Origin of the sequence: Parasphingorhabdus sp., assembly GCF_049667325.1 — a bacterium.
Taxonomy (GTDB): Bacteria; Pseudomonadota; Alphaproteobacteria; order Sphingomonadales; family Sphingomonadaceae; genus Parasphingorhabdus.
This window is the reverse complement of record NZ_JBATHY010000280.1, coordinates 1-2297: the sequence shown is the minus strand read 5'-3', so window position 1 is coordinate 2297 and position 2297 is coordinate 1. Positions and strand designations below refer to the sequence as shown.

Genomic DNA, 2297 nt, shown 5'->3' with positions numbered 1-2297 from the left:
ATATTGCGTTGAGCGCGCCCGCCAGCGCCAGTGCGGTGATCCTGGCCGACCGGGACAGCGAGCGGTTTGAATTTACCGGCGTGGCCGAGGCTCTGGCGCTGGGCAGTGCAGGCGCCGAAACGGACGTGCGGATTTTCGGCAAACCGGTGACGCGGCCCTATCGGCGGATGGGGGTTGCGCTGGCGACGGGGACGGATACGGATGCGGCGCGGGCGTTGGCGAAGAAGGCGGCGGATGCGGTCGGCATTGTCTATGGGTGAGTGCAAACCGCACAATTGATGTGCGGTTGCCGTTTGTGGCTTCGCGTCTTGGTGCGACAAATTTTCTCTCCCTCAAGGGGAGAGGAAAACTAGCTTCCCAATCACCAATCAATCCGCCAAAGCACTCTCAACCAACCGGAGAAACCACCCCCATGACCGCCCCCTATATCCTTTACGGCTCGCCTCTATCCCCCTTCCAGCGCAAGGCCGAAGCCGTGCTCGCGCTCAAGGGGCTCGATTATGATTGCGAAGCGATCAACATAATGGCGATGCCCGAATGGTATCTGGCGATCAGTCCGCTGGCCCGGATTCCGGCGCTGCGCGATACGTCTATTGCGGCAGAGGGACCGGACGGAACCATCGCCGACAGCTCCGCGATCTGCGGGTTTCTGGAAAAGAAATGCCCCGCGCCAGCCGCTTATCCCGAAGATCCCTATCTCCACGGCCGCGCGCTGTGGCTTGAGGAATATGCCGACAGCGCGATGGCGATGGCTGGCGGGGGAGGGGTGTTCCGGCCGATTATCTTTGCCGCGATGACCGGCAAGGAGCCTGATCTCGACACCGCGCGCCAGACCTGGAACGAGAAATTGCCACCGCTTTGGGATTATCTCGAAGCGCAGCTTGATGGAGGCACTTATTTCCTCGGCGACACACTCTCGATCGCCGATATCGCGATCGCCGCGCAACTGATGCAGACCGACCTGATCGTGACCCCGTTTGACGCCGCCAAATGGCCGGCACTGACGGCGTTTCTCGAAGCGATGAACGCGCATGAAATATTCCAGCGCAATCTGGCAGCTTGCCAGAAGATGCTGGCGAAAATGGTGCCGGAGAAATTTGATCTGAATGCTTAGCAGAGTCCGCCGACCGGAAATTGCAACCGGCGGGGTTGGTTGGAGTTTTCGACTGCGACCAGGATTCCGCCGTTCTCCCTTGGTAACCCGATTGCTGAAAGCTGACAGGCAGCTGACGCCCCAATAACGGACGTTGATATTATCCGGCTCTCGTGGCGGCTTTGGGAGCATCCGTGGATTCGCGTGATTGTGCTGGACAATGCTTTTGTACTAGGCTTGAAACCAGAAGTTGAATCGATTTAGATCGCCTAGGTATCAGTCAATCAATAGCGACGCGGAAAACTAGAGTTTTAGTGGAGCCGGCTGAGATACTACCGAGGTTACCCGAAATAGCGCCGCTCGATTCACTGCCTGTACCCGTACCATCGGCGTTGCAAACTAGCCCGGTTACCGTCCCTCTGGTTACCACACCGAATCCGGAATCATAGGATAGATTGGCGGGAATGGTGTCGGAAACGGTAACGCTCTCGGCAGAGATGCTCGTGTCATTGTTGGTTACAGCGATACAATATTCTACCGTAGCGCCCGGGATAGCTTTAGGGTTTGTAACTCCGCTGATCGGATCGCTGATCACGGTGCTGGTTTTATTTACGCTGAGTTCAACGGCAAAGATCGTGTAGTCGTCTCCAGAGCTGTGCATCCCATCTTGAGCGCTATCTGTCGCACCTGCATTATCGGCAAACACGGTCTCAACACCGGCGGTATTGGCGCCCGTGTCTTGGGTTACCAACGCGCCTTCAGTACCGACAATGCCGGATTCTTTCGCGGTCGCGGTCAAAATGACACCGGCAACATCGTTATCGACCTGGGAAATGGGAATATCTCCTACAATAAAAACTGTCGCGCTGGTGTCCGCGGGCAGTTCGTCAATAAATGTAGCGATATCAGTGCCAACATCATAAAAACCATTGCCGTTGCTATCGATGAAAATCTGCAGTCCAGTTATGTCGAAATTATCAGTTCCGCCGTGCTCCGCCGTCCCTCCGGTGAGCTGCGCGGCCGACAAGCCAAAATCCAGCACCGCATTTGATGTGTTGGTTACTGTAAAAGCTGTAACAGCATCCTGCCTGTTGGGGAAAACGAACGTCGAAGAGGCGCCCACCTCTGAAACGGTCAGCATTATTTTTCGATCAACTTTAAACGTATCAGAATCGGTTTCCGCCGTTTGCGCGACTCCTCCGAC

General features: G+C 56.2%; 2 protein-coding genes and 1 pseudogene. 2 read left to right on the top strand and 1 reads right to left on the bottom strand.

The window, feature by feature from the left end:
• A pseudogene (gene purT / locus WBM93_RS12580) lies at window positions 1–260 on the top strand (phosphoribosylglycinamide formyltransferase 2); the annotation flags it as partial.
• A gap of 152 nt (window positions 261–412) precedes the next feature.
• A complete protein-coding gene (locus tag WBM93_RS12575; protein ID WP_424432210.1) occupies window positions 413–1114 on the top strand; it encodes a glutathione S-transferase family protein in 702 nt (233 codons plus the stop codon).
• Between the two features lie 259 nt (window positions 1115–1373).
• Here the strand turns inward: WBM93_RS12575 and WBM93_RS12570 are convergent.
• Window positions 1374–2297 (bottom strand): hypothetical protein (locus tag WBM93_RS12570; RefSeq protein ID WP_424432209.1); only part of this gene is annotated, 924 nt, incomplete at its 5' end.